Below are 25,258 nucleotides of genomic sequence, written 5' to 3' on the forward strand. Positions count from 1 at the left end.
GTTCCTCAGAAAGGCGGATCGTCTGGCAAGGGCGCCGGCTCGGGGGGCGTCCAGTCGGCGGGGAGTTCTTCGGGCTCTCGGGGCTCGTTCACCCAGGTGCACAGGGGGCTGATGCTCGGTGCTCCCCTCATCAGGAACAGCATGTCGCGCATGTGGTTTCGGAATTTGCGGCCGTCGATCTCCCGTATGCGGGCCTGTTCGAGATGGCGCCGCGCTTCGTTGAGGGGCCGCTGCTCACGGTTATGCTTGCGTGCCTGGGTGATTCGTGCGCTGCGCTGCTGGGCCCTGCTCTTTGTGCGCGGACGCGGCGCCGCGCACGCCGGCCCGCGTGGTGGTGGGAACAGGTCGGCCCCGGCCGGCGACGTCCGATACACCCGCCCCGTCGGTGAAGTCCATACCACCGTCCCGTCTTCCAATTGCTCGTCACGCCAACCACTGTGGAAGGTTTTGAGCCTGTGATGTTGGCGGCAAAGGCATTTCAGGTTCCCCGCGACGGTAAGACCACCGGCCGCGGGGTCCTGGTGGTTGAACGGGATGGTGTGGTCGATGTCGCAGGTGACGGCCGGGCGGCTGCACCCGGGGAAGCGGCAGGTGAGATCCCGGCAGCGGATGGCGCGTTCGAGCGGCGCCGACGGCTGGTAGCGCAGCGCCTCGACCGGGCTGGTGACCGGGTCGGCGATGAGAACGGACGCGGCGTCTGCCAATCGGCGGACCTGCTCGGCGTCGATGACGCCGTACCCCTCCAGATAACCGGGCGCAGCGCCGTCCTCGAAAACGGTTCGGTACCCGGCAATCACATTGACCACCACCCGCGCACCGCCCCGATCCCGCTCGGCGCCGTCGTCGGCCTTGGCCGGGCAGTCGTGCCGTCCGCACGCACAGGCCAGCGGGCGCCCCTGGGTCAGGGCGGCCAGCGCGTCGGCGCGGCGTTGGTCCAGCGTCCGCGGATCCGCCGCGCACACCTGCTTGGCCAACTGCGACAGCCGCAGGTCGAAGGCGGTCGCGGTCGCGGCGGCGACCGTGCCGTAGACCTCCGCCATGCCATTGCCGAGCGCGTTGATCCCGATGCGCCGGTGGTCCTCGGCGGTTTCGCGGCGCTCGCGCACGGCGTCGGGATCGATGGCGTGCACCGTGGCGTCGACGGCGTTGACGATCCGCCGCCTCGACCAGCCGTGCCACTTGCCGATGCGTGCGGCCAGTGACTGGTCGAGCTTGGCGACCAGCGCGTCGTCGGTAACGAGATCGGTGCGCCTGATGATCAGCCGCACCGCACGCCAATCCGTCTGTCCCTTGGCGAGGAGCGCCGCGATCCTGGGCAACCGGGTGTCCAGTGTCTCTGCGTCCGACACCAGGTAGCTGGCCGCCCTGGGGGACAGGTTCATCGCCGCGGCCACCTCGGCGGTGGTCTGGTCGAACCCGCTGATCATGGCGTGATCCGGCTCGCCCTCGGTCCGTCGGGCAGCGGTCCTCCGATGCCGCAGTAGCCGCGCCACGGCCGCCATCCGCCGCGCCAGCAGCGCCGACTCCTCGCGGTGCGTCGACTCGACCACCGCCACCAGCGCGTCGGGGCCGAGCTCCAGCAATTCATCGAACATGTGTTCGAGTATAGGGGGCCGCACTGACACGGGTCGCGCAACTCGTGGGCCCGATCGCGGTCTACGGCGTGACGAGGACCTTGCAGTGCCGCTCGGGGTCGGCCAGGTCGTCGAACGCCGCGCCGACCCCGTCCAGGCCGACCTGCCCGGTGATCAACGGGGTGACGTCGATGTCGCCCTCGGCGAGCGCGCGCAGCGAGTCCGCGAACTCCTCCGGGCTGTAGGCGAGCACGAACTGCACGTTGATCTCCTTGGCGATCGCGAAGAACGGGTGCACCGTGTCGGCTTGCATGCACACGCCCGCGACGACCAACCGCGTGCCCGGCCGTGCCCGTAGCAGCACGTCGTCGATGATCCCGGGCACCCCGACCGCTTCGAACACCACGGCCGGTTTGACGGTGTCGAAGGGCGACCCCTGCGCCGGGTCCAGCGCCCGGTGCGCGCCCATCGCGGCGGCCAGCTCCCGTCGCGTGGGGGAAAAGTCGGCGGCCACAATGTCTTCCACGCCGCGCGCCGCGAGCGCGGCGATGATCGCGATGCCGATCGGGCCGCAGCCGAGCACCAGGGCGGTCTCGCCGGGCTGCACCCCCGACTTGTTGACGGCGTGCAGTCCCACGGCCATCGGTTCGGTCAGCGACGCGTGCCGGAAATCCAGGCCGTTGGGGACGGGCAGCAAAAGCGGCGCCGAGAGCAGCATCCGCTCCGCGTAGCCACCGATCGTGTTGTTGCTGTACACGATCGGCTCGACGCCCTTGGCGGACAGCACCACCGGAATCGACGTGACGAGAGTTCCGGCGGGGTGTGTCTCGGTGTCCGGCCCGGCTTCGAGCACCTCGGCGCTGAATTCGTGGCCCATGAAGACGTCGCGGCCCAGGTCGATGTTCATGCCGCCGCCGCCCGACACCCGTTCGGTCATCGCGACCACCTCGTCGCCGTGCGCGGCGAAATGCAGGTCGGAACCGCAGATCCCACACGATCGGACGGCGACGAGCACCTGGCCGGGTCCGGGCACCGGGTCGGGCACGTCGTCCCGGTAGACCATGCGACCGCCCCGCAGCACCGATGCGCGCATCACTTCACCACCCCTTCGTGCTCGGAGGTGTGCTCGCCGATGGCCTTCACCACGGCCTCCCCGGCGCGCCCGAGCAGTTGGTCGCGCTTCGCCTTCGCCCAGTCGTGCGACGACCGCGCCGCCGCCAGCTGCCCCTTGAAATGGGGAATTACCTTGCGGGCGAACAGATCATAGCAATGGTACGTCGCCTGCGGGGATGCCCAGTCGTGGCCGAGCATCAGCAGCGTGCCGAACCCGCCGGAGCGCTCGAGCAGGTCTTCGATGTGGGCGATGGCGTCCTCGGGTGTGCCGATGCAGCAATTCCCTTTGGCCGCGTAGTCTTCGACGAACTGGTGGGGTGTCTGGGCGCCCTCCACGGAGTTGGCCAGCGGAACGAAACCGGCCGCGCCGAAATAGTTCGCGAAATCCTGCAGCCCGTAGGTGCAGTCGTCGATCGCCTGGTCGCGGCTGTCGGCGATGTGCATGATGCTCAGGACCCGCCAGCCGGACCGGTCCGGTTCGTCCCGGCCGGCTCTGGCGGCCTGCTCGCACACCACGTCCCAGGTGTTCTCCAGCGCGGCGTAGCCGCCGGGCACCGACATCGACAGCGACAGCAGGGACGTGCCCAGCGTGCCGGCCAGCCGCGGCCCCGACGGCGAAATCATTGCCGCCGTCGAGATCTCGGGATAAGGCCAGGTGTAGGGGCGGATGTGCAACTGCGCGTCGCGCAAGGTGAACCAGTCGGAGTGCCGGTCGATGCGCTCCTCGGGCGCGGCGCGGAACAGGGCCAGGATCGCCTCGAGGGACTCCTGCATCATCCGCCGCTGTTCTACCGGGTCGATGCCCATCATGTAGGCGTCCGACGGCAGCGCACCGGGGCCGGCGCCGAACATCACGCGGCCGCGCGTCAAATGGTCCAGGAGCACCCAGCGGTCGGCGACCATCAGTGGATGGTGATAGGGCAGGGAGACCACGCCGGTACCCAGCCGGATGTGCTTGGTGCGCTCCGCGGCGGCGGCGATGAACACCTCCGGGCAGGCGATCAACTCGTAGCCGCCGGAGTGGTGTTCGCCGAACCAGGCCTCGTCGAAACCGAGGCGGTCCAGTGCGACGACGCGCTCCATGTCGTATTCCAGTGCCACCGTGGGTGATTGGCCGGTGGGATGAAACGGTGTGATGAAGACGCCGAAACGCAGGGGCATGCTCATCGCAACTCCAATCCGCCGAGAAAGTCCAGCAGTAGGGCGTTCACCTCGTCGGGTCTTTCCTGTTGCAGCCAGTGCCCCGCGCCCTCGATCATCTCCTGGCGGTACGGGCCCGAAACCACCTTCGACGCGCGGTCGGTGCGGGTGAACGTCAGCACCGGGTCGGCGGTGCCGGCGACGAACAGGCACGGCACGGCGATTTTGGCGTCGGCGAGTTCGGGGGTCGTTTCCCAGTTGCGGTCGAAGTTGCGATACCAGTTCAGGCCGCCGGTGAAGCCCGTGCGGGAGAACTCGCCGATGTAGTGGTCGAGCTCCTCTTGGCTGAGCCAGTCCGGCAGCTCGGCGGGTTCGGGGAGGCGCTCGATGAAGCCCTCCGGCCCCGGGGCCACCAAGCGGATCGACGCGGCTTGATCGTCGGAGGCCCGCAGACCGCCCAGCATCCGGCGCATCGTGCGCGCGGGGTCTGCGTCCAACTCGGCGTCGGCGACGCCGGGCTCCTGGAAGTACAGGATGTAGAAGAAGTTGTCCCCGGCGATCCTGCGCCACGCCGCCGTCGGCGCCACCCGTGGCCGGGGCACCGGCGGCACGCTGAGCGCGGCGACGGCGGCGACCCGGTCCGGGTGCAACAGGGGCGCGTTCCACACCACGGAGGCACCCCAGTCGTGGCCGACCCACACGGCGCGCTCGGCGCCGACATCGTCGAGCAGGCCGACCAGGTCGCCCGTCAGCGCGTGGATGTCGTACGCCTCGATCGCCTCCGGGCGGGCGGATCCGCCGTAGCCGCGCTGGTCAGGTGCCAGCACGTGGTAGCCCGCGTCGGCCAGGACCGGTATCTGGTGCCGCCACGAGTAGGCCAGTTCGGGGAATCCGTGGGCCAGGATCACCACTGGCGCGCCGGGGTCACCGGCTTCCACCACCCGTAGCCGCACGCCGTTGGTGTCTACTAACCGTTCGGTTGATGTCGCCACCACCACACCAAATCACAACCGCCGGGGGCTGAGAAGTGCGTGCCGCGATCGCACCCGCATTGGGATAGCGTGTCGACTCATGCGGCTGGACCACGTCGTGCTCTGGACGAGCGATCCGCGCGTCGCGATGGACTTCTACTCGCGGGTGGTCGGGCTCGAGCCGGTGCGGTTCGACGAGTTCGAGGCCGGCGACGCGCCATTCCCGAGCGTGCGCGTGTGCGAGGACTCCATCATCGACCTTCTGCCGGTGGACAACGTCGCCGCCACCGAATCGTTGACGCGGGTAGCCGGGAGCGCCGGGCACCGGGTCAACCACGTCTGTCTTGCGATGTCGAAATCCGAATACGACGCCCTGGATCGGCGCCTGCAGGCCGAGGGCGTCGACACCGGGGCGCGGCTGGACAACTCGTACGGGGCCCGCGGGTGGACGCCGCAGGGATACTATTTCGCCGATCCGGACGGCAACGTGGTCGAGGCCCGGTACTACGAGCGCTGAGTTGCACGCAACATCGATCGCGCTGGCGAATGCCGAACCGATCGGGAACTGCCGGTCGTTATCTGGACAGGACGGCATGCATGATGGCGGTAACCCGCTGCGCCCGGCTCGGCCGGGCTGGCGATTACCGCGCGGCATGATGGCGGTAACCCGCTGCGCCCGGCTCGGCCGGGCTGGCGATTACCGCGCGGCATGATGGCGGTAACCCGCTGCGCCCGGCTCGGCCGGGCTGGCGATTACCGCTAGCGGTAACCTGGACTTTTTCAGCTACGTGTGCGTCGGAAGGACCTGGCCCGTAGGGCCGATGATTGATGAACCGAAAAAATCTGACTCGCACCCTCGTCGCGATCGCGGTCGTGGTGCTGCTCGGTTGGTCGTTCTTTTACTTCAGCGACGACACCCGCGGCTACAAGTCCGTCGACACCTCGGTGGCGATGGCCCAGATCAAGAGCGACAACGTCAAGAGCGCGCAGATCGATGATCGCGAGCAGCAATTGCGGCTGACCCTGAAAAAGGGCAACGGCGAGACGGACAATTCCGACAAGGTCATCACCAAATATCCCACCGGATATGCCGTCGACTTGTTCAACGCCCTCAGCGCCAAGAACGCCAAGATCAGCACCGTCGTCAACCAGGGCAGCATCCTGGGCGAGCTGCTGGTCTACGCGCTGCCGCTGCTGCTGCTGGTGGGGCTGTTCGTGATGTTCTCGCGCATGCAGGGCGGCGCCCGGATGGGCTTCGGCTTCGGCAAGTCGCGCGCCAAACAGCTGTCCAAGGACATGCCCAAGACCACGTTCGCCGACGTTGCGGGCGTCGACGAGGCGGTCGAGGAGCTCTACGAGATCAAGGACTTCCTGCAGAACCCGGGGCGGTACCAGGCGCTGGGCGCCAAGATTCCCAAAGGCGTGCTCTTGTACGGCCCGCCCGGGACGGGCAAAACCCTGCTGGCCCGCGCGGTCGCCGGCGAGGCGGGCGTCCCGTTCTTCACCATCTCCGGTTCCGACTTCGTCGAGATGTTCGTCGGCGTCGGCGCGTCGCGGGTTCGTGACCTGTTCGAACAGGCCAAGCAGAACAACCCGTGCATCATCTTCGTCGACGAGATCGACGCGGTGGGCCGCCAGCGGGGTGCGGGACTGGGCGGCGGTCACGACGAGCGCGAGCAGACGCTCAACCAGTTGCTGGTCGAGATGGACGGGTTCGACCCGCGGGCCGGTGTCATCCTGATCGCCGCCACCAACCGCCCCGACATCCTGGACCCGGCGCTGCTGCGCCCCGGCCGCTTCGACCGGCAGATCCCGGTGACCAACCCCGACCTGGCGGGTCGTCGCGCGGTGCTGAGGGTGCACGCGAAGGGCAAACCGATCGCCCCCGACGCCGACCTCGACGGGCTGGCCAAGCGCACCGTCGGAATGACCGGTGCCGACCTGGCCAACGTCATCAACGAGGCGGCATTGCTGACCGCCCGGGAGAACGGCACCGTCATCACCGGCGCCGCCCTCGAGGAGGCGGTGGACCGGGCGGTCGGCGGGCCCCGCCGCAAGAGCCGGATCATCAGCGAGCAGGAGAAGAAGATCACCGCCTACCACGAGGGCGGACACACCCTGGCCGCGTGGGCGATGCCCGACATCGAGCCGATCTACAAGGTGACGATCCTGGCCCGGGGACGCACGGGCGGCCACGCGGTCGCGGTGCCGGAGGAGGACAAGGGCCTGCGCACCCGCTCGGAGATGATCGCGCAGCTGGTGTTCGCCATGGGCGGGCGCGCCGCCGAGGAACTGGTGTTCCGCGAGCCGACCACCGGCGCGGTCTCCGACATCGAGCAGGCCACCAAGATCGCGCGCGCGATGGTCACCGAGTTCGGCATGAGCTCCAAGCTCGGGGCCGTCAAATACGGCTCCGAGCACGGCGACCCGTTCCTGGGCCGGACCATGGGCAACCAGGCGGACTACTCGCACGAGGTCGCCCGCGACATCGACGACGAGGTGCGCAAGCTGATCGAGGCGGCGCACACCGAGGCCTGGGAGATCCTCACCGAATACCGCGACATCCTCGACACCCTGGCCGGCGAGCTGCTGGAGAAGGAAACCCTGCACCGGCCCGAGCTGGAGGGCATTTTCGCCGGTGTCGAGAAGCGGCCCCGGCTCACCATGTTCGACGACTTCGGTGGCCGCATCCCGTCGGACAAACCGCCGATCAAGACGCCCGGCGAGTTGGCCATCGAGCGTGGCGAGCCGTGGCCCCCGCCGGCCCCCGAGCCGGCCTTCAAGGCCGCGATCGCGCGGGCCAGCCAGGCCGCCGAGGCCGCTCGGGCCGAGGGAGACAACAACGCCCACGGCGGGAACGGCTCGCGCGGCGGGCAAGCCGGCAACCGGCAGGGCGCGCCGCATGGGGCCACCCAGCCCGACTACGGCGCCCCGGCCGGCTGGCACGCGCCCGGCTGGCCGCCCCAGGAACAGCAGCCGGGCCACTGGTATCCGCCGCAGCAGCCCCGGCCGCAGCAGCCCTACTGGCCGCAGCCGGCGGGCCACGGCCACTACCCGGGCCCGGCCCAGCCGTCCTACCCGCCGTTCCCGCCGTATCCGCCACCCGGCCAGTCGGGCCCGGATGCCGCCCCCGATCCGGGACGGTCGCCCGACCAGGCAGAAGAAGACATCCGCCGGTTCAACCCGCCGGCCAGGGGCTGAGAACGGAGAACCCGATGGCCTTACCGGATCTGGACTCGGACGCCTCCAACGCCGCCGGATGCGTACGGTCGTTCGACCAGCAGCGTGCCGAGGCCGCGATCCGCGAGTTGCTGCACGCGATCGGCGAGGACCCGGACAGGGACGGTTTGCGGGACACTCCGGCGCGCGTGGCGCGGGCCTATCGCGAGATGTTCTCCGGGCTGTACATCGACCCCGACACCGTGCTCAACACCATGTTCGACGAGGACCACGACGAACTGGTGATCGTCAAGGAAATCCCGATGTACTCGACCTGCGAGCACCACCTGGTGTCGTTCCACGGGGTGGCCCACGTCGGCTACATCCCCGGTGACGACGGCAGGGTGACGGGTCTTTCGAAGATCGCGCGGCTGGTCGACCTGTACGCCAAGCGGCCCCAGGTTCAGGAGCGGCTCACCAGTCAGATCGCGGACGCGCTGGTGAACAAGCTCAATCCGCGGGGGGTGATCGTCGTCGTAGAGGCCGAGCACCTGTGCATGGCGATGCGCGGTGTCCGCAAGCCCGGCGCCGTCACCACGACCTCCGCGGTGCGCGGCCAGTTCAAGAGAAACGCTGCCTCGCGAGCCGAGGCGCTCGACCTCATCCTGCGGAAGTGAGCCTGCGCCTGTGCAGGTCATGGGGGTTGTGAACGTCACCGACGATTCGTTCTCGGATGGCGGTCGTTACCTCGATGCCGACGCCGCCGTTGCCCACGGTCTGGCGCTGGTCGCCGAAGGCGCGGAGATCGTCGACGTCGGGGGCGAGTCCACCCGCCCCGGTGCCACACGGATCGACCCCCGGGTCGAGGCGTCCCGCGTCGTCCAGGTCGTCAAAGAGCTTGCCGCGCAAGGCGTCACGGTGAGCATCGACACCATGCACGCCGACGTGGCCAGGGCGGCACTGCACAGCGGCGCGCGCATCGTCAACGACGTCTCCGGCGGGCGGGCCGATCCGGCGATGGCGCCACTGCTCGCCGAAGCGGGCGTGCCCTGGGTGCTGATGCACTGGCGACCTGTGTCGCCCGACCACCCGCACCGCGCCCCCCGCTATCGCGACGTGGTGGCCGAGGTGCGCGCCGAGTTGCTCTCCAGCGTCGACCAAGCGGTGGCCGCGGGCGTCGACCCGGCCAAGTTGGTGATCGACCCGGGTCTGGGTTTCGCCAAGACGGGACAACACAATTGGGCGCTGCTGCATGCCCTGCCCCAGCTGGTCGCCACCGGGATCCCGGTGTTGCTGGGCGCCTCGCGCAAACGGTTCCTCGGGACCCTGCTGGCCGCGCCCGACGGGTCGCCGCGGCCGCCCGACGGCCGCGAGACGGCGACTGCGGTGATCTCCGCGCTGGCCGCCCTGTACGGTGCCTGGGGGGTGCGGGTGCATGACGTGCGTGCCTCGGTCGACGCCGTCAAGGTCGTCGGGGCCTGGACGCGCACCGGGACTGGACACCATGGCTGATCGAGATGGCTGATCGAATCGAATTGCGCGGCTTGGCACTTCACGGCCGACACGGGGTCTTCGAACACGAGCGCGCCGATGGGCAGGAGTTCGTCGTCGACATCACCGTGTGGATCGATCTCGCCGACGCGGCCGTTAGCGACGACCTGGCCGACACGTACGACTACGGCGCGCTGGCCCGGCTGGCCGCCGACGTGGTGACCGGACCGCCCCGCAACCTGATCGAGACGGTTGGGGCCGAGATCGCCGACCAGGTGATGGGAGATCGGCGGGTGCACGCCGTCGAGGTGGTGGTGCACAAGCCGTCGGCTCCGATTCCGCAGCAGTTCGCCGACGTGGCGGTGGTGGTCCGGCGCTCGCGCCGCGGCGGCCGCGGCTCGGTGGTCCCGGCGGGCGGGACGTCATGACGCGCGTCGTGCTCTCCATCGGCTCCAACCTGGGGGACCGGCTGGCGCGGCTGCAATCGGTCGTCGACGGGCTGGGCACGGCGGTGCTGGCGGTGTCGCCGGTCTACGAGACCGATCCCTGGGGCCGCGTGGACCAGGCGCCGTTTCTCAACGCGGTGCTCATCGCCGACGACCCGGCGTGCGGCGCGCAGGGCTGGCTGGGGCGAGCGCAGGAGTTCGAGCGTGCGGCCGGCCGGGTTCGCGGCGAGCGCTGGGGCCCGCGCAACCTCGACGTCGACCTCATCGCCTGCCACGGCGACGCGGAGGTGATCTCCCGCGAGAACAACCTGACGCTGCCGCATCCGCTGGCCCACTTGCGGGCCTTCGTGTTGATCCCGTGGCTGGCCGTCGATCCCGACGCCCGGCTGACGGTCGCCGAGGGGCCGCGCCCGGTCGCCGGACTGCTGGCCGAACTCGAACCCGCCGACCGGGAGAGCGTCCGGTTGACCGACCTGACGCTCGTGCCGCGGGAAAGCTGATGGGCCCGACCCGCAGACGCGACCTCACGGCCGCGGTCTTCGTCGCCGCGATGCTGGGCTATCTACTGGTCACCGCGCTGTACCGGTGGTTCCCGCGCATCACCGTCTGGACCGGGATCTCGCTGCTCGCGGTGGCCGTCGGCGAGGCGCTGTGGGCCCGCTACGTGCGGGCCAAGATCAGCGACTGCGAGATCGGACCCGGCCCGGGCCGGCTGCATCCGCTGGCGGTGGCGCGCAGCCTGGTGGTGGCCAAGGCGTCGGCGTGGGTGGGCGCGTTGATGCTGGGTCTTTGGATCGGGGTGCTGGTGTACTTCCTGCCGCGCCGGCCCTGGCTGCGCGTCGCTGCCGAGGACACAACCGGGACGGTGGTCGCGGCGGTCAGCGCGCTGGCGCTGCTCGTGGCGGGATTATGGCTGCAGCATTGCTGCAAATCGCCCCCGGAGCCACCGGAGCACGGGGAGGGTGCCGAGGACTAGCGTTCCCGGGTCGTCGCGGAGGTCGAAGCGAGAATCGCCGGACCGGCGCGACACGCGGAATGACCTCGCACAGGTACAGTCGGGCCATGACCGTTCTGTCCCGCGGCGCCCGGGTACGGCGCGGCGGCCGCAGGCCGGGTTGGGTGCTCTTGACCGCGTTGCTGGTCCTTGCGATGGGGGCCAGTTCCGCACTGGTTTTCACCAACCGTGTGGAACTTCTCAAGCTCGGGGTGATCCTGGCGCTGTGGGCCGCCGTCGCGGGTGCCTTCGTCTCGGTGCTCTACCGTCGGCAGAGCGACGCCGACCAGTCACGGGTGCGTGACCTGAAGCTGGTCTACGACCTGCAACTGGACCGGGAGATCTCGGCCCGCCGTGAGTACGAGCTGACGGTGGAGTCTCAGCTGCGCCGCGAACTCGCCTCCGAGTTGCGCGCCCAGAACGCCGACGACGTCGCGGCGTTGCGCGCGGAGCTGAACGCCCTGCGGACCAGCCTGGAAATCTTGTTCGACACTGACCTCAAGGAGCGGCCCGCGCTGGAGACGCTGGAGGCCGAGGCGCCCCCCGCCCGCGCGTACAGCGAATGGGACCGCAACGGGGAGGGCGCACCCGTCGATTGGGTGGCCAGCGACCGGGTGACCTCGGTCCCGCGCGACCAGTCCTCCGGCGCCCTTGGGCCCGAAGCAGCGGCCGAAGCCCGCGCCGACGAGACGGCGATCATCGACGTGCCCGAGGAACCCCTGTCGCCGCCCCGGCAGCCACCGTCCCCCCCGCGCGAACGCGTGCGCTTCTACGAAGCGCCGCACGAGCCCGCCTACGCGCCGTCGCAGCCGGAGCGGCGTTTCGACTCCCGGCACCGGCAGGCGCCGCCCGCGCAGCAGCAGGCGCAGGATTGGCGGCCGGTCGCCAACGGCCTGTGGCTGCCGCCGGGCACCGCGACTCCCACTGCGGGTGAGTCGCCGGGCCGGCGGCGCCGGGCCCGGCACATCAGCCCCGAAGAGCCCACAGAAAAACCCCGAGAACCCCGAGACTCGTGGGCCGCACCCGGCGCGTCCGGTCCCGCCGGCTCACCCGGCGACCAGGAGGCCCCCCGACCTTATGGCGAGTCGGGCCGCCGCTCGCGGTCGCGCCATTCGGCGGAGTACCGCGACTTCGGCGTCCGCAGGTTCACCGCCCCGGACGAACCTGCCCCGCCTCCGGTCACCGCACCCGCAGCCGCGCCGCCCCCACCGCCGCCGCCGGCCCCGGCGCCGTCGGCCGCCGAGCCGCCGCGACTGGCTCCGCCCCCGGCCCCCGAGCCCGCGCCCCGGCACGGCGGCGCGGACGGCGCCGACGGCGCGGACGGACCGCCCTCCGGTGGGCAGTCCGTGGCCGACCTGCTGGCGCGGTTGCAGGTCGAACCGTCCGGGGGTGGCCGGCGCCGCCGCCGTAACATCTGAGCTGAAAGCTCCGTCATATTGGGCCGGACCCGGCCATCGACTACAGTCTTAGTGACCGTCCGGTACCCCTGAGGCTGGGACCGGAACGAACGAACACCTATGTGAGGTCGTCTGCGATGGTGCAGTTCGACGGTTTGCGCCCAGCCCGGCTCAAGGTGGGCATCATCTCGGCCGGCCGGGTGGGAACCGCCCTGGGCGTCGCGCTGGAGCGCGCCGACCACGTCGTGGTGGCCTGCAGCGCCGTCAGCCACGCGTCCCGGCACCGGGCGCAGCGGTGGCTGCGCGAAACCCCGATCGTCCCGCCGCAGGACGTGGCGGCCGCCGCCGAATTGTTGCTGTTGGCGGTGCCCGATAGCGAACTTCCCGGCCTGGTGGCGGGTCTGGCCGCGACGTCGGCGGTGCGGCCGGGCACGATCGTTGCGCACACCTCCGGTGCCAACGGGGTCGGTGTGCTCGCGCCGCTGACGCCCGACTGCATACCGCTGGCGATCCACCCGGCGATGACGTTCACCGGGTCCGACGAGGACATCGCCAGACTGCCGGACACCTGCTTCGGCATCACCGCGGCCGACGACGTCGGGTACGCGGTGGGACAGTCCCTGGTGCTGGAGATGGGCGGCGAGCCGTTCTGCGTCCGCGAGGACGCCCGGGTGCTCTACCACGCGGCCCTGGCACACGCGGGCAACCACATCGTGACCGTGCTGGCCGATGCGCTCGAGGCGTTGCGGGCCGCGCTGCGCGGTCAGGAACTGCTCGGGCTGGGGGTACCTCCCGCGTGCGGGGGAGAGTCCGTCGACGATCAGCCCGGTGGCATCGCCGAACGCATCGTGGGTCCGTTGGCGCGGGCGGCGCTGGACAACACCCTGCAACGCGGCCAGGCCGCCCTCACCGGCCCGGTCGCCCGCGGGGACGCGGCGGCGGTCGCCGGGCACCTGGCGGCGCTGGCGCGCGCCGACCCCGACCTGGCGGACGCCTACCGGGTGAACGCCCTGCGGACCGCCCGGCGCGCGCACGCCCCCGACGATGTCGTCGAGGTGCTGGCGGGATGAACCGGACGCCGCGGCCGGTCTTCAGCCCGGGCGAACTGAACGTGTACTCGGCGCCGCGCGATGTCTCCGACGTCAGCCGGGCGCTGCGCCAGACCGGGCGCCGCGTGATGCTGGTGCCCACCATGGGGGCGCTGCACGACGGTCACCTGGCCCTGGTGCGGGCCGCCAAGCGAGTGCCCGGCTCGGTGGTCGTGGTCTCGATCTTCGTCAACCCGCTGCAGTTCGGCGCGGGCGAAGACCTCGACGCCTACCCCCGCACGCTCGACGACGATGTGGCGCTGCTATCCGGCGAGGGCGTCGAGATGGTGTTCGCGCCCACCGCCGCCGCGATGTATCCCCACGGGCTGCGCACCACCGTGCAGCCGGGTCCGCTGGCGGTCGAGCTCGAGGGCGCCGCGCGCCCGACCCATTTCGCCGGGGTCCTGACGGTGGTGTGCAAGCTGCTGCAGATCGTGCGTCCGGACCGCATCTTCTTCGGGGAGAAGGACTATCAGCAGCTGGTCCTGATCCGTCAGATGGTCGCCGACCTGAACGTCGACGTCGCCGTGGTCGGGGTGCCGACCGTCCGGGAGCCCGACGGGCTGGCGCTGTCGTCGCGCAACCGCTACCTGGACCCGACCCAGCGCGAGCTGGCCGTGACGCTGTCCGCGGCGCTGACGGCCGGCGCGCACGCCGCGACGGCAGGCGCCGTGGCCGCGCTGGACGCGGCCCGCTCCGTGCTCGGTGCCGTGCCCGCGATCGAAGTCGACTACGTGGAACTGCGCGACGCGGACCTCGGCCAGCTGGGAGACGGCGGGCCGGGCCGGCTGCTGATCGCCGCGAGGCTGGGCGGCACCAGGCTGCTGGACAACGTCTCTATCGAAGTGGGAGCTTCCGCCGGCACCGACGGGCCGGACCGACACGTCCAACCACTGTGGAGGAATTGATGCAACGGACGATGCTGAAATCGAAGATCCACCGCGCCACGGTCACGCAGGCCGACCTGCACTATGTCGGCTCGGTGACCATCGACGCCGACCTGATGGACGCCGCGGACCTGCTCGAGGGCGAACAGGTGACCATCGTCGACATCGACAACGGGGCCCGTCTGGTCACCTACGCGATCACCGGCGAGCGGGGCACCGGGGTGATCGGGATCAACGGTGCCGCAGCGCATCTGGTCCACCCCGGCGATCTGGTCATCCTGATCGCCTACGGGACGATGGAAGACGCGCAGGCCCGCAGCTACCGGCCCCGGATCGTGTTCGTCGACGCCGACAACAAGCCGGTCGACCTGGGCCACGACCCGGCGTTCGTCCCGGCTGACGCCGCCGACTTGCTGAACCCGCGCATCGGTGTGGGGTAGCCGTGCTGCTGGCCATCGACGTTCGCAACACCCACACCGTCGTCGGGTTGTTGTCCGGCTCGAAGGAGCACGCCAAGGTCTCGCAGCACTGGCGGATCCGCACCGAATCGGAAATCACCGCTGACGAATTGGCGTTGACGATCGACGGCCTGATCGGCGACGACTCCGAACGGCTGACCGGCGCCGTCGCCCTGTCCACCGTCCCGTCGGTGCTGCACGAGGTGCGGGTCATGCTCGACCAGTCCTGGCCGTCGGTGCCCCACGTGCTCATCGAGCCAGGGGTACGCACCGGCATCCCGCTGCTGGTCGACAACCCCAAAGAAGTTGGCGCGGACCGGATCGTCAACTGCCTGGCGGCATTTCAGAAGTACGCGGGCGCGGCGATCGTCGTCGATTTCGGCTCCTCGATCTGCGTGGACGTGGTGTCGGCCAAAGGTGAGTTTCTCGGCGGCGCTATCGCGCCCGGGGTGCAGGTCTCCTCGGATGCCGCCGCGGCCCGCTCGGCTGCGCTGCGCCGCGTCGAGCTGGCCCGGCCCCGTTCGGTGATCGGCAAGAACACCGTCGAATGCATGCAGGCGGGCGCGGTGTTCGGGTTTGCCGGGCTCGTCGACGGTTTGATCACCCGCATCCGCGAGGACGTGGAGGGCTTCTCGGGCGACCAGGTCACCATCGTGGCCACCGGGCACACCGCGCCGCTGCTGCTCCCGGAACTGCAGACCGCCGCCACCTACGACCAGCATCTGACCCTGCACGGCCTGCGGCTGGTCTTCGAGCGCAACCGGGAGACCCAGCGCGGCCGCCTGAAGACGGCGCGCTGACGGCCCGGCCGCTGCGGCGGCCCGCCGCCGACCGGGCTCCGCGACAGGTCAATTAAGCTGGCTCGTCGTGAGTGCCGCCGACCCAGACCTTCCCGAGCAGTTCCGGATCCGCCGGGACAAGCGTGCCCGCCTGTTGGCGGAGGGGCGTGAGCCGTACCCGGTCGAGATCGTGCGCACCCACACCCTGGCCGAGGTCCGCGACGCCCACCCCGACCTTCCGGTCGACACCGCAACCGAGGACGTCGTCGGCGTCGCGGGCCGGGTGATATTCGCCCGCAACTCCGGAAAGTTGTGCTTTGCGACCCTGCAGGACGGCGACGGCACCACGCTGCAGGTGATGATCAGCCTCGACAAGGTCGGCAGGGAGGCGCTCGACGCGTGGAAGGCCGACGTCGACCTCGGCGACATCGTGTACGTGCACGGCACCGTGATCAGCTCCCGTCGCGGCGAGTTGTCGGTCCTCGCCGACTCCTGGCAGATGGCGGCCAAGTCCCTGCGGCCGCTGCCCGTCGCGCACAAGGAGATGAACGAAGAGTCCCGGGTGCGGCAGCGCTACGTCGACCTGCTCGTGCGGCCCCAGGCGCGAGCGGTCGCCCGCCAGCGGATCGCCGTGGTCCGGGCGATACGCGGCGCGCTGGAGCGGCGTGGCTTTCTCGAAGTCGAAACCCCGATCTTGCAGACACTGGCCGGCGGCGCGGCGGCCCGGCCGTTCGTCACCCATTCCAATGCTCTCGACATGGATCTCTACCTGCGGATCGCCCCGGAACTCTTCCTCAAACGCTGCGTAGTCGGCGGTTTCGACAGGGTCTTCGAACTTAATCGGGTGTTCCGAAACGAAGGCGCCGATTCGACGCATTCTCCGGAATTCTCCATGTTGGAGACCTACCAGGCGTATGGAACGTATGACGATTCGGCGGTCGTCACCCGGGAGCTTATTCAAGAGGTGGCCGATGAGGCGATCGGCACCCGACAACTGCCGCTGCCCGACGGCAGTGTCTACGACATAGACGGAGAATGGGCGTCGATACAAATGTATCCGTCGCTGTCGGCGGCGCTCGGCGAAGAGATCACCCCGGAAACGACGGTCGAGCGGCTCACCGCGATCGCCGGTCGGCTCGGGGTCGAGATTCCTGGAAATCGTGGTTTCGGGCACGGCAAGCTCGTCGAGGAACTGTGGGAACACCAGGTGGGCAACACGCTGACCGCGCCCACCTTCGTCAGGGACTTTCCAGTCGAGACAACGCCTTTGACGCGCCAGCATCGCAGTGTCGCCGGCGTCACCGAGAAGTGGGACCTCTACGTGCGGGGCATAGAATTGGCCACCGGCTACTCCGAATTGAACGATCCGGTGGTGCAGCGCGAGAGATTTGCCGCGCAGGCGCGCGCCGCCGCCGCCGGCGACGACGAGGCCATGCAGCTCGACGAGGATTTCCTCGCCGCCCTGGAGTACGCGATGCCGCCGTGCACGGGCACCGGAATGGGGATCGACCGCTTGTTGATGTCTTTGACCGGCCTGTCAATTAGAGAGACAGTTTTGTTCCCGATTGTTCGGCCGCACTCGGGCTGATAGTTCGGCTGTACGCCCCGCGTCGCGATTGAGTATGCTGCGTTAATATGGGAGATTAGTGGACGGGGAGGTCCTAAACCAATCTGCACAGCAACTGCTCAGGACGAAACGCGAGGGTAAGCCAATGGCGAAAAAAGTGACCGTCACCTTGGTCGATGATTTCGACGGTGCGGGCGCAGCCGACGAAACGGTCGAATTCGGGCTTGACGGGGTGACCTATGAGATCGATCTTTCGTCTAAGAATGCCGCGAAACTGCGCGGCGATCTAAAACAATGGGTCGCGGCGGGCCGCCGCGTCGGCGGTCGGCGTCGCGGGCGTTCCGGCTCCGTGCGTGGACGCGGCGCGATCGACCGCGAACAGAGCGCCGCGATCCGTGAATGGGCCCGCCGCAACGGGCACAACGTGTCGACGCGCGGGCGTATCCCGGCTGACGTCATCGATGCGTTCCACGCGGCGACCTGACAAACCGCGCACCGACGCCCGGGCCGCGCCGCCCGGGCGTCGGTCGTTTGGTGCTTTCGCTGGCGGCGAAACGGCCCGGGGTGGCCGCAGGAAACGAATCGGGTGTTCATCTCGTTTCCTCAGTTGTGGCGCTGGTGCCCGGGCGGATCCCCGTCGGGTACGACAACCGCAAGGTTAGGCCGCCTGGCAGGCCGACCATTACAGTGGATGGCAGGTACGCGATTCCGAGCCCCACTGGACCGCTAGTGAGGTTGTACCGATGGTGAGGGAGAGCAGGTAACCACCGATGTTTGAACGATTTACCGACCGTGCCCGCAGGGTCGTCGTCCTGGCGCAAGAAGAGGCCCGGATGCTCAACCACAACTACATCGGCACCGAGCACATCCTGCTGGGTTTGATTCACGAGGGCGAAGGGGTCGCAGCGAAGTCGCTGGAGTCGCTGGGCATCTCCCTGGAGGGCGTCCGCAGCCAGGTCGAGGAGATCATCGGCCAGGGGCAGCAGGCCCCGTCGGGACACATCCCGTTCACGCCGCGCGCCAAGAAGGTCCTCGAGCTGAGCCTGCGCGAGGCGCTGCAACTCGGCCACAACTACATCGGCACCGAGCACATCCTGCTGGGGCTGATCCGCGAGGGTGAGGGCGTGGCGGCCCAGGTGCTGGTCAAGCTCGGCGCCGAGCTGACCCGGGTGCGCCAGCAGGTGATCCAGCTGCTGAGCGGCTACCAGGGCAAGGAGGCCGCGGAGGCCGGCACCGGCGGCCGGGGTGGCGAGTCCGGGTCCCCGTCGACGTCGTTGGTGCTCGACCAGTTCGGGCGCAACCTGACGGCGGCCGCGACGGAGGGCAAGCTGGACCCCGTCATCGGCCGCGAGAAGGAAATCGAGCGGGTGATGCAGGTGCTGAGCCGGCGCACCAAGAACAACCCGGTGCTGATCGGGGAGCCCGGCGTCGGTAAGACCGCCGTCGTCGAGGGCCTGGCGCAGGCCATCGTGCACGGCCAGGTTCCCGAGACGCTGAAGGACAAGCAGCTCTACACCCTCGACCTGGGGTCGTTGGTCGCGGGCTCGCGCTACCGCGGTGACTTCGAGGAGCGCCTGAAGAAGGTGCTCAAGGAGATCAACACCCGCGGCGACATCATCCTGTTCATCGACGAGCTGCACACGCTGGTCGGGGCGGGCGCCGCCGAGGGCGCGATCGACGCCGCGAGCATCCTCAAGCCCAAGCTGGCCCGCGGCGAGCTGCAGACCATCGGCGCCACCACCCTCGACGAGTACCGCAAGTACATCGAGAAGGACGCCGCCCTGGAGCGCCGTTTCCAGCCGGTGCAGGTCGGGGAGCCGACGGTGGAACACACCATCGAGATCCTCAAGGGTCTGCGCGACCGCTACGAGGCCCACCACCGGGTGTCGATCACCGACTCGGCGATGGTGGCCGCGGCGACGCTGGCCGACCGTTACATCAACGACCGGTTCCTGCCGGACAAGGCGATCGACCTGATCGACGAGGCGGGCGCCCGGATGCGGATCCGCCGGATGACCGCGCCGCCGGACTTGCGCGAGTTCGACGAGAAGATCGCCGACGCGCGCCGAGAGAAGGAGTCGGCGATCGACGCGCAGGACTTCGAGAAGGCGGCCAGCCTGCGCGATCGGGAGAAGCAGCTGGTGGCCCAGCGCGCCGAGCGCGAAAAGCAGTGGCGCTCAGGTGATCTCGACGTGGTCGCCGAGGTCGACGACGAGCAGATCGCCGAGGTGCTGGGCAACTGGACGGGCATCCCGGTGTTCAAGCTCACCGAGGCCGAGACGACCCGGCTGCTGCGCATGGAAGACGAGCTGCACAAGCGGATCATCGGCCAGGAGGACGCCGTCAAGGCCGTCTCGAAGGCGATCCGCCGCACCCGCGCCGGGTTGAAAGACCCCAAGCGCCCGTCGGGCTCGTTCATCTTCGCCGGTCCGTCCGGTGTCGGTAAGACCGAGCTGTCCAAGGCGCTGGCCAACTTTCTGTTCGGCGACGACGACGCGCTCATCCAGATCGACATGGGCGAGTTCCACGACCGGTTCACCGCGTCGCGGCTGTTCGGCGCCCCACCCGGATACGTCGGCTACGAGGAGGGTGGCCAGCTCACCGAGAAGGTGCGCCGCAAGCCTTTCAGCGTGGTGCTGTTCGACGAGATCGAGAAGGCGCACCAGGAGATCTACAACAGCCTGTTGCAGGTCCTCGAGGACGGCCGCCTCACCGACGGCCAGGGCCGCACAGTGGACTTCAAGAACACCGTGCTGATCTTCACGTCCAACCTGGGTACCTCCGACATCTCCAAGCCGGTCGGCCTCGGGTTCACCCAGGGCGGTGGCGCGAACGACTACGAGCGGATGAAGCAGAAGGTCAACGATGAGCTCAAGAAGCACTTCCGGCCGGAGTTCCTCAACCGCATCGACGACATCATCGTCTTCCACCAGCTGGCCAAGGACGAGATCATCCGGATGGTCGACCTCATGATCAGCCGGGTGGCCACCCAGCTCAAGGCCAAGGACATGGCTCTGGAGCTGACGGAGCAGGCCAAGTCGTTGCTGGCCAAGCGCGGCTTCGACCCGGTGCTGGGCGCCCGACCGTTGCGGCGCACCATCCAGCGCGAGATCGAGGACCAGCTGTCGGAGAAGATCCTGTTCGAGGAGGTCGGACCCGGCCAACTCGTCACCGTCGACGTCGACAACTGGGATGGCGAGGGCGCCGGCGAGGACGCGGTGTTCACGTTCACCGGGACCCGCAAGCCACCCGCTGAGCCGGATCTGGCCAAGGCCGGGGCCCACAGTGCGGGCGGGAACGGACCGGACGCGCACTAGGGATTGCCGCAAACGGGCGGTTACTTTCTGACGGGAGTAACCGCCCGTTTAGCTGTGGTCAGGGGGCCGGCCGGTGCTGATCGTCACCACCAACGACATTCCGGGCTGGGAGATCCAACGGGTGCGCGGCGAGGTGTTCGGGCTGACCGTGCGTTCGCGGAACGTGATCTCCCAATTCGGCGCGGGGATCAAATCCATCTTCGGCAGTGAACTGCAGGGAATGACCAAGAACCTGGCCGAGAGCCGCAACCAGACGATGGAGCGGCTGATGGCCGAGGTGCATCACCGCGGGGCCAACGCGGTCGTCGCCATGCGGTTCGACACCATCGAGATCGGTGACGTGTGGACCGAAATCTGCGCTTACGGCACGGCGGTCCAGGCCACCCCGGTCACCGAGGCGGCCAAACACATGGCCAGCCAATTCCGCCACAACGGCCCCGGGTAGGACTGAACGGGGCGGTCCAACCGGTCAGCTCGGCGCGATCAGCGCAAAGACCTGTTTGGCGATTTTCAGCATCCAACTGGTCGCGCTCGGCCCGTGGTCGCGGGGCCAGTTCAGCTGGAAGCTGACCACCCACGGCTGCCTCGTCTTGTCGACGGCGTACCAGCTGAAGGTCAGGTCGCCGGGCAGGCCGCCGGCTTTCGCGCCGATGTACGGCCAGACGTTGCGGTCCAGCTGGATGCCCGACACCGCGGACAGAATCTGCCGGACCGGCGCCGCCGCGCCGACCGCGTCGGCCTGCAGCGCCGCATGGACGCGGCAGATGTCTTCGGCGGTGCCGTACCACTCCGCCCCATAACTTGAGGCCGGGGTGTGCGCGCGAGTCGGATCCGGCTGGTACGGCGTCGAATTGGCCTGCGCCAGCAGCCGGGCGCGCACTTGCGGGGAACCGTGCTCCCACTGGGCGCGCAGGTCCGGCTTGCCCCAGCCGACGGAGAACAGCTCGTACATCGTGGGGAAGGGGGTCATGCTGGCCGGATCGTGATGGCCGGCCGTGGCGAGCGCCTGCTCGATGGCGTGCGTGCCGAGCCGCCCGATCAGCAGGTCGGTGGCCATGTTGTCACTGGTCGCGATCATCTTCTCGGCGGCGGTGCGAACCGAAACATGTTCTCCCGCGGACAGTTCCAGCCCGGACGAACCCACCGCCCGGCTCTTGTCGGTGACGGTCAGCTGGTCGTCCCAGGCCACCGTCCCGTTCTGCACCGCACCGGCCAGGGCGTGCAGGACGTAGAGCTTGAAAATCGACGCCAGCGGCAGGGGTTCGGTGGTGTTGGTGCCCGCCACCGGGTCGCAGTGGCCGTCGTCGACCTTGGCGACCTGGTAGGAGTAGCGGGCCCCGGTCTTGCTCAACACCGCGTCGACGTCGTGGAACGACTTGACGGTCGGCGCGCGGGTGTCGACGTCGAAGTGATCGACCCGGCCCTCGTCGTCGGTGTGGATGCGGATGTCCTGGCGCGCACCGTAGGACGAGGTCAGGTGCAACGTGGCGGCGATGGCGCTGATGTCGACGCCGTCGAGGGCGAAGGGCCGATCCCACCACAGCTTTTCCATGGTCGTTTCGACCGGCTTGACGTCGTCGGGCGCGGCGAGGGTGCGCACGCCAACCGGGCCGATCGGCCAGTCCGAGTTGAGCATGTCCAGGGTCTGTTGGGCGCGCAGCCCCGGGGGGGTCCGGGTGTCGATCGCTCGCCCGGAATCCGACGCGCTCGCCCGCGGCGGCGGGGCGGGGGAGCAGCCGGGTGCCACGGCCAGGATCAGGGTGGCGGAGGCGCCCAGCGCCAGCAGACGATGCAGTGCCCGACGCCTGCTACTTGGTGTGGTCTTTCCCGACAACGTCCATCACAACCTCGAATTCCAGCAGCGACGCCCCGGTTGCCACCGGGTTGGCCCGCTCGCCGGCGTGGGCTTCGATGGCGGGACCCTTCGCCCACGCCTGGAACGCCTCCTCGGACTCCCACTGCGTCACCACGAAGTAGCGGTTCTCCCCCTTGACCGGGCGCAGCAGCTGAAACCCGAGGAAACCGGGCTGGTTGTCGACCGCGTGGGCGCGGTGGGCGAACCGCTTCTCCAGCTCGGGACCGGCGTCGGCCGGCACTTCGATTGCGTTGATCTTCACCACTGGCGGCATCCCGCTAGGCTACCGCGGCCCGCCCTGCCCGTCTGCGGTGCGGGTCGCGCAAGATGGTGGGGTGCCCGGCAACCTGCTGACCCGTCACGGCGGACGGGGCGAACCTTTGGTGCTGGTGCACGGCCTGATGGGGCGCGGTTCCACCTGGTCGCGGCAGCTGCCGTGGCTGGCCCGGCTGGGGACCGTGTACACCTACGACGCGCCGTGGCACCGCGGCCGTGACGTCGAGGACCCGCACCCGATCAGCACCGAACGGTTCGTGGCCGACCTGGCCGACGCGGTGGGTGAGCTGGGGGCGCCGGCCCGACTGGTCGGGCATTCGATGGGCGCCCTGCATTCGTGGTGCCTGGCCGCCGAACGCCCCAACCTGGTTTCGGCGCTGGTGATCGAGGACATGGCGCCGGATTTCCGCGGGCGCACCACTGGGCCCTGGGAGCCGTGGCTGCACGCGCTTCCGGTCGAATTCGGCTCCGCCGAAAAGCTTTTGGGCGAATTCGGGCCGGTCGCCGGGCGTTACTTCATGGATGCCTTCGACCGCACCCCCGGCGGCTGGCGGCTGCATGGCCACACCGCGCGTTGGATCGAGATCGCCGCGGAATGGGGCACCCGCGACTACTGGGCGCAGTGGGCGGCCGTGCGGGCGCCGGCGCTGCTCATCGAGGCCGGCAACTCGGTGACGCCGCCCGGTCAGATGCGTGCGATGGCGGAGTCGGACTGCCCGACGACATTTCTGGCCGTAGCCGAGGCCGGTCACCTGGTGCACGACGAGGCGCCGCACGCCTACCGCGCCGCCGTCGAGTCCTTCTTCGCGGAACTGCCCCCGGGCGGCTGAGTGCGCCACGAATTAGCTGCGCTGATCGATTGGCGAATTCTTTTACGCGAAATCATCGCATAGTAAGATTGCTGCGTGGACGTTGCTTCGAAAGGGAGGGCGGTAGCGCGACCCGCTGCCGAGGGTTCTGATCGCAGGTGGACATTCCTGACCAACCACGGTCATGTGTTGTTGTGCGTAGCCACTGGCGAACCGCTGACGGCGCGCGAGCTGGCTTTGCGCATCGGCATCACCGAGCGCTCTGTGCAGGCGATTCTGACCGATTTGACCGACGAGGGATACCTGATCAAGTCGAAGGTCGGACGCCGCAACGTATACGAGCTCAATCCGGAGGGGAAGCTGCGCCACCCGCTGGAAGCCAGTCATTCCGTGGGTGAACTCGTCGCGGCATTGTCGTGACGGTCCTTCAGGGATTGCACGCCGGGCAGAAGCGAGGGGCTGCGCCGGCCGTGCTGCGTTTAACGGTGCTGTTGTGTGTGCATGCCGGGCACCCATGGACGTCGGCGGCGATGAGGGTGGTCGGACAGCCGCAGGCCTGACACGGCAGCCCGTCGCGGCTCGCGACCCTGCCGTAGCCGGGACATCCGCAGCCGGGGCAGGGCGTCGCGAGCCGGCGTGCGAGCCGGCCCGCCAGGGCGACCAGGACATCGCGTCGGCTGGGATTGTGATGCGCGCGCAGGTCGGGTTCGACCCAGGCCCGCTTGTCATCGGCGAGCGCCAGTGCCGCGCCGACGACCTCGGTGAGTGTGCCGGTGTCGGTGATACCTTTGCCGAACACCGGCACCCGATCGCCGACGGCGGCCTTGACCGCGGCACCTTGGCGGGGAAACCCGAAACTGCGCGCCGCGTCGACGGCCTCGTCGGCGCCGCCGACCGATCGCGGCGGTCCGGGTGCGCCGGGGGTGTTGACACCCTCGACGACCCGGATGCCGCGGACGTCATCCACGAAGACCAGGGTTTCTTCGTGTACGGCCAGCATGCCCAACCAGCTGCCGTAGGTGGCTTCGCTGGCCAGGCCGTAGGGCACCCCGGCGGCCCGCATTGCCAGGCGGGCTTTGGCGGTGGCGGTGTCCGACGGCGTCGAGGTCCTGGTGACCTCTCCGGTGAAGGTGCCGAACTGATCGGTGTCGATCCCGGCCGGCGCGACGACCCGCGCGTGGAGCACGTCGGCGAACGGCGGTGCCACCTGATGCTCCTTGCCGTGCATGGTCCCCATCGCGATCACCGTCCCGGCGTAGCCGTGCGACGTGCGGGCCACATCTCCTTCCATGCCGACCCTCACACGCACTCCAAAAGCGGCGACTCACGTTCGGAAATGTCTCCGAACGTCGCGCAGACGCGCAGTCGGCCGTCGTTGCGACCGCTGACGAGGCATACGATCGCGGCCTGTCCGTTGTCGACGGCCTTGGCGAGGACCGGCGACTTGTGCAACAGCGTGGCGCCGGTCTGCACCACGTGCGCGGCGGACAGTTCGTCGGCGGCGCCGACAGTGGCGTTGAGCCGGCTGAGCGACGAGATCGCCTGTTCGACGACCACGCGGGCAGCTCCCTCGGGGAAGGTGACCTTTTTCCAGGCGTCGAGCGCGGTGCGCATCGCGGCGCAGTCCGGATGACCGAGGACGGCGATCAGTGGTGTTCTGAGCGTCCCGACGGCGTACTCGACGCAGGCCAACACGCCGGTGTCGATGACGTGGCCCCAGGTGCTGATGTCGATGAGTGCGCCGCGGCTCTGGCCGAAGACGGCCTCGCTCGGCAGGTGGGAGTCCGCACAGCGGAACACCGCCGCCAGCGGCGCCTGCCGCTCGGTGATGTCTTCCGGCGTGTGATGCAACGCCGCGTCGAAACGCTTGTTGCCGGCTTGGAGGCGCCGCCAGGCGGCCGAGGGGCTGGACGCGGTTGAGCGGTCGGACATGGTTT

26 protein-coding genes are annotated in these 25,258 nt (G+C 69.3%); 18 read left to right on the plus strand and 8 right to left on the minus strand.

Annotated elements, in window-relative coordinates:
• Positions 1-5: 5 nt before the first annotated feature.
• The 4 genes from AB8998_RS02480 to AB8998_RS02495 all read right to left on the minus strand — a co-directional run bounded on the left by AB8998_RS02480 (position 6) and on the right by AB8998_RS02495 (position 4,819).
• Positions 6-1,595, minus strand: a complete 1,590-nt coding sequence (locus AB8998_RS02480) for an HNH endonuclease signature motif containing protein (RefSeq protein ID WP_369736670.1) — start codon at positions 1,593-1,595, stop codon at positions 6-8.
• 61 nt (positions 1,596-1,656) lie between these two features.
• Positions 1,657-2,667: a zinc-binding dehydrogenase gene (locus AB8998_RS02485; RefSeq protein WP_369736671.1), complete on the minus strand. Its 1,011-nt coding sequence runs from the start codon at positions 2,665-2,667 to the stop codon at positions 1,657-1,659.
• Positions 2,667-3,854: an LLM class flavin-dependent oxidoreductase gene (locus AB8998_RS02490; protein WP_369736672.1), complete on the minus strand. Its 1,188-nt coding sequence runs from the start codon at positions 3,852-3,854 to the stop codon at positions 2,667-2,669. The genes AB8998_RS02485 and AB8998_RS02490 overlap by 1 nt, the downstream gene beginning before the upstream one ends.
• Positions 3,851-4,819 (minus strand): alpha/beta fold hydrolase, encoded by a 969-nt coding sequence (locus AB8998_RS02495; protein ID WP_369736673.1) that lies wholly within the window; start codon positions 4,817-4,819, stop codon positions 3,851-3,853. The genes AB8998_RS02490 and AB8998_RS02495 overlap by 4 nt, the downstream gene beginning before the upstream one ends.
• Positions 4,820-4,898: 79 nt before the next feature.
• Here AB8998_RS02495 and AB8998_RS02500 point away from each other — a divergent pair, with 79 nt between their 5' ends.
• The 16 genes from AB8998_RS02500 (at position 4,899) to AB8998_RS02575 (ending at position 20,826) form a co-directional block, all read left to right on the plus strand.
• Positions 4,899-5,315 (plus strand): VOC family protein, encoded by a 417-nt coding sequence (locus AB8998_RS02500; protein ID WP_369736674.1) that lies wholly within the window; start codon positions 4,899-4,901, stop codon positions 5,313-5,315.
• A gap of 311 nt (positions 5,316-5,626) precedes the next feature.
• Positions 5,627-7,999 carry an ATP-dependent zinc metalloprotease FtsH gene (ftsH, locus tag AB8998_RS02505; RefSeq protein ID WP_369736675.1) on the plus strand — a complete coding sequence of 791 codons (2,373 nt, stop codon included), beginning with the start codon at positions 5,627-5,629 and terminating at the stop codon, positions 7,997-7,999.
• A 14-nt stretch (positions 8,000-8,013) separates the two neighbouring features.
• The gene (gene folE, locus AB8998_RS02510; RefSeq protein WP_369736676.1) at positions 8,014-8,634 is read left to right on the plus strand and encodes a GTP cyclohydrolase I FolE; all 621 of its coding nucleotides are present in this window, start codon (positions 8,014-8,016) and stop codon (positions 8,632-8,634) included.
• 19 nt (positions 8,635-8,653) lie between these two features.
• Positions 8,654-9,469, plus strand: a complete 816-nt coding sequence (gene folP / locus AB8998_RS02515) for a dihydropteroate synthase (protein ID WP_369741400.1) — start codon at positions 8,654-8,656, stop codon at positions 9,467-9,469.
• Positions 9,470-9,474: 5 nt separating this feature from the next.
• Positions 9,475-9,876 (plus strand): dihydroneopterin aldolase, encoded by a 402-nt coding sequence (folB, locus tag AB8998_RS02520; protein WP_369736677.1) that lies wholly within the window; start codon positions 9,475-9,477, stop codon positions 9,874-9,876.
• The gene (gene folK, locus AB8998_RS02525) at positions 9,873-10,394 is read left to right on the plus strand and encodes a 2-amino-4-hydroxy-6-hydroxymethyldihydropteridine diphosphokinase (RefSeq protein WP_369736678.1); all 522 of its coding nucleotides are present in this window, start codon (positions 9,873-9,875) and stop codon (positions 10,392-10,394) included. Before folB ends, folK begins: the two co-directional genes overlap by 4 nt.
• Entirely contained in the window at positions 10,394-10,870 is a 477-nt protein-coding gene (locus tag AB8998_RS02530; RefSeq protein ID WP_369736679.1) for a DUF3180 domain-containing protein, read from the plus strand. The genes folK and AB8998_RS02530 overlap by 1 nt, the downstream gene beginning before the upstream one ends.
• Positions 10,871-10,956: 86 nt before the next feature.
• Complete coding sequence (locus tag AB8998_RS02535) at positions 10,957-12,306, plus strand: DUF6779 domain-containing protein (RefSeq protein ID WP_369736680.1); 1,350 nt, start codon at positions 10,957-10,959, stop codon at positions 12,304-12,306.
• Positions 12,307-12,422: 116 nt separating this feature from the next.
• Positions 12,423-13,355 (plus strand): Rossmann-like and DUF2520 domain-containing protein, encoded by a 933-nt coding sequence (locus AB8998_RS02540; RefSeq protein WP_369736681.1) that lies wholly within the window; start codon positions 12,423-12,425, stop codon positions 13,353-13,355.
• Positions 13,352-14,281, plus strand: a complete 930-nt coding sequence (gene panC / locus AB8998_RS02545; RefSeq protein WP_369736682.1) for a pantoate--beta-alanine ligase — start codon at positions 13,352-13,354, stop codon at positions 14,279-14,281. The genes AB8998_RS02540 and panC overlap by 4 nt, the downstream gene beginning before the upstream one ends.
• Positions 14,281-14,700 carry an aspartate 1-decarboxylase gene (gene panD, locus AB8998_RS02550; protein ID WP_369736683.1) on the plus strand — a complete coding sequence of 140 codons (420 nt, stop codon included), beginning with the start codon at positions 14,281-14,283 and terminating at the stop codon, positions 14,698-14,700. The genes panC and panD overlap by 1 nt, the downstream gene beginning before the upstream one ends.
• Before the next feature lie 2 nt (positions 14,701-14,702).
• Positions 14,703-15,518, plus strand: a complete 816-nt coding sequence (locus tag AB8998_RS02555) for a type III pantothenate kinase (RefSeq protein WP_369736684.1) — start codon at positions 14,703-14,705, stop codon at positions 15,516-15,518.
• 67 nt (positions 15,519-15,585) lie between these two features.
• Positions 15,586-17,085, plus strand: a complete 1,500-nt coding sequence (gene lysS / locus AB8998_RS02560; RefSeq protein ID WP_369736685.1) for a lysine--tRNA ligase — start codon at positions 15,586-15,588, stop codon at positions 17,083-17,085.
• 124 nt (positions 17,086-17,209) lie between these two features.
• Complete coding sequence (lsr2, locus tag AB8998_RS02565; protein WP_369736686.1) at positions 17,210-17,548, plus strand: histone-like nucleoid-structuring protein Lsr2; 339 nt, start codon at positions 17,210-17,212, stop codon at positions 17,546-17,548.
• A 286-nt stretch (positions 17,549-17,834) separates the two neighbouring features.
• The gene (clpC1, locus tag AB8998_RS02570) at positions 17,835-20,381 is read left to right on the plus strand and encodes an ATP-dependent protease ATP-binding subunit ClpC (RefSeq protein ID WP_369736687.1); all 2,547 of its coding nucleotides are present in this window, start codon (positions 17,835-17,837) and stop codon (positions 20,379-20,381) included.
• Positions 20,382-20,454: 73 nt separating this feature from the next.
• Positions 20,455-20,826 carry a YbjQ family protein gene (locus AB8998_RS02575; RefSeq protein WP_369736688.1) on the plus strand — a complete coding sequence of 124 codons (372 nt, stop codon included), beginning with the start codon at positions 20,455-20,457 and terminating at the stop codon, positions 20,824-20,826.
• Between the two features lie 24 nt (positions 20,827-20,850).
• On the opposite strand, the gene AB8998_RS02580 is transcribed toward AB8998_RS02575, so the two are convergent.
• Both AB8998_RS02580 and mhuD read right to left on the minus strand, forming a co-directional pair.
• Positions 20,851-22,215, minus strand: a complete 1,365-nt coding sequence (locus tag AB8998_RS02580; RefSeq protein ID WP_369736689.1) for a serine hydrolase — start codon at positions 22,213-22,215, stop codon at positions 20,851-20,853.
• Positions 22,190-22,510 carry a mycobilin-forming heme oxygenase MhuD gene (mhuD, locus tag AB8998_RS02585; RefSeq protein ID WP_369736690.1) on the minus strand — a complete coding sequence of 107 codons (321 nt, stop codon included), beginning with the start codon at positions 22,508-22,510 and terminating at the stop codon, positions 22,190-22,192. The genes AB8998_RS02580 and mhuD overlap by 26 nt, the downstream gene beginning before the upstream one ends.
• Before the next feature lie 61 nt (positions 22,511-22,571).
• Between mhuD and AB8998_RS02590 the strand changes: the two genes are divergently transcribed.
• Positions 22,572-23,342: an alpha/beta fold hydrolase gene (locus AB8998_RS02590; protein WP_369736691.1), complete on the plus strand. Its 771-nt coding sequence runs from the start codon at positions 22,572-22,574 to the stop codon at positions 23,340-23,342.
• Between the two features lie 75 nt (positions 23,343-23,417).
• A complete protein-coding gene (locus tag AB8998_RS02595) occupies positions 23,418-23,741 on the plus strand; it encodes a helix-turn-helix transcriptional regulator (protein WP_369736692.1) in 324 nt (107 codons plus the stop codon).
• Between the two features lie 7 nt (positions 23,742-23,748).
• Here AB8998_RS02595 and AB8998_RS02600 read toward each other — a convergent pair whose 3' ends face one another.
• Positions 23,749-24,612: a DUF6671 family protein gene (locus AB8998_RS02600; protein WP_369736693.1), complete on the minus strand. Its 864-nt coding sequence runs from the start codon at positions 24,610-24,612 to the stop codon at positions 23,749-23,751.
• Positions 24,613-24,620: 8 nt separating this feature from the next.
• The gene (locus AB8998_RS02605) at positions 24,621-25,253 is read right to left on the minus strand and encodes a carbonic anhydrase (RefSeq protein ID WP_369736694.1); all 633 of its coding nucleotides are present in this window, start codon (positions 25,251-25,253) and stop codon (positions 24,621-24,623) included.
• Between the last annotated feature and the right edge of the window lie 5 nt (positions 25,254-25,258).

The organism is Mycobacterium sp. HUMS_12744610 (genome assembly GCF_041206865.1).
Taxonomy (GTDB): Bacteria; Actinomycetota; Actinomycetes; order Mycobacteriales; family Mycobacteriaceae; genus Mycobacterium; species Mycobacterium servetii.

What these genes read in the sequence shown, in the direction of transcription:
- AB8998_RS02605 (WP_369736694.1), bottom strand. Translation starts at nt 25,253, where the DNA reads ATGTCCGACCGCTCAACCGCGTCCAGCCCCTCGGCCGCCTGGCGGCGC.
- ftsH (WP_369736675.1), top strand. Translation starts at nt 5,627, where the DNA reads ATGAACCGAAAAAATCTGACTCGCACCCTCGTCGCGATCGCGGTCGTG.
- folP (WP_369741400.1), top strand. Translation starts at nt 8,654, where the DNA reads ATGGGGGTTGTGAACGTCACCGACGATTCGTTCTCGGATGGCGGTCGT.
- AB8998_RS02485 (WP_369736671.1), bottom strand. Translation starts at nt 2,667, where the DNA reads ATGCGCGCATCGGTGCTGCGGGGCGGTCGCATGGTCTACCGGGACGAC.
- AB8998_RS02480 (WP_369736670.1), bottom strand. Translation starts at nt 1,595, where the DNA reads ATGTTCGATGAATTGCTGGAGCTCGGCCCCGACGCGCTGGTGGCGGTG.
- panC (WP_369736682.1), top strand. Translation starts at nt 13,352, where the DNA reads ATGAACCGGACGCCGCGGCCGGTCTTCAGCCCGGGCGAACTGAACGTG.
- AB8998_RS02535 (WP_369736680.1), top strand. Translation starts at nt 10,957, where the DNA reads ATGACCGTTCTGTCCCGCGGCGCCCGGGTACGGCGCGGCGGCCGCAGG.
- lsr2 (WP_369736686.1), top strand. Translation starts at nt 17,210, where the DNA reads ATGGCGAAAAAAGTGACCGTCACCTTGGTCGATGATTTCGACGGTGCG.
- AB8998_RS02540 (WP_369736681.1), top strand. Translation starts at nt 12,423, where the DNA reads ATGGTGCAGTTCGACGGTTTGCGCCCAGCCCGGCTCAAGGTGGGCATC.
- AB8998_RS02600 (WP_369736693.1), bottom strand. Translation starts at nt 24,612, where the DNA reads ATGGAAGGAGATGTGGCCCGCACGTCGCACGGCTACGCCGGGACGGTG.
- AB8998_RS02500 (WP_369736674.1), top strand. Translation starts at nt 4,899, where the DNA reads ATGCGGCTGGACCACGTCGTGCTCTGGACGAGCGATCCGCGCGTCGCG.
- AB8998_RS02490 (WP_369736672.1), bottom strand. Translation starts at nt 3,854, where the DNA reads ATGAGCATGCCCCTGCGTTTCGGCGTCTTCATCACACCGTTTCATCCC.
- AB8998_RS02530 (WP_369736679.1), top strand. Translation starts at nt 10,394, where the DNA reads ATGGGCCCGACCCGCAGACGCGACCTCACGGCCGCGGTCTTCGTCGCC.
- folB (WP_369736677.1), top strand. Translation starts at nt 9,475, where the DNA reads ATGGCTGATCGAATCGAATTGCGCGGCTTGGCACTTCACGGCCGACAC.
- mhuD (WP_369736690.1), bottom strand. Translation starts at nt 22,510, where the DNA reads ATGCCGCCAGTGGTGAAGATCAACGCAATCGAAGTGCCGGCCGACGCC.
- panD (WP_369736683.1), top strand. Translation starts at nt 14,281, where the DNA reads ATGCAACGGACGATGCTGAAATCGAAGATCCACCGCGCCACGGTCACG.
- folE (WP_369736676.1), top strand. Translation starts at nt 8,014, where the DNA reads ATGGCCTTACCGGATCTGGACTCGGACGCCTCCAACGCCGCCGGATGC.
- folK (WP_369736678.1), top strand. Translation starts at nt 9,873, where the DNA reads ATGACGCGCGTCGTGCTCTCCATCGGCTCCAACCTGGGGGACCGGCTG.
- clpC1 (WP_369736687.1), top strand. Translation starts at nt 17,835, where the DNA reads ATGTTTGAACGATTTACCGACCGTGCCCGCAGGGTCGTCGTCCTGGCG.